This window comes from Pseudomonas sp. SH10-3B, assembly GCF_019891415.1.
GTDB lineage: Bacteria > Pseudomonadota > Gammaproteobacteria > Pseudomonadales > Pseudomonadaceae > Aquipseudomonas.
The window spans coordinates 1-237 of record NZ_JAFLXD010000160.1 but is presented as its reverse complement, the minus strand read 5'-3'; the positions used below and the strand labels follow the sequence as shown (position 1 = coordinate 237).

Sequence of the window (237 nt, the reverse complement as noted above, 5' to 3'; positions counted from 1 at the left end):
TGGTAGTGTGGGGTTTCCCCATGTGAGAGTAGGTCATCGTCAAGATTAAATTCCGAAACCCCATTTGCGAAAGCAGATGGGGTTTTGTTTTTGTAGAAGTCCATGAATTTCATCGGCACGTTACAAACGTAACGCACCGGTACACAGAATTTCTTGACGACCATAGAGCATTGGAACCACCTGATCCCATCCCGAACTCAGCAGTGAAACGATGCATCGCCGATGGTAGTGTGGGGT

At 47.7% G+C, this 237-nt stretch carries 1 rRNA gene; it reads left to right on the top strand.

Annotation, left to right across the window (positions count from 1 at the left end):
* Positions 1-152: 152 nt before the first annotated feature.
* Positions 153-237, top strand: a 5S ribosomal RNA gene (gene rrf / locus J1G35_RS30785); the annotation flags it as partial.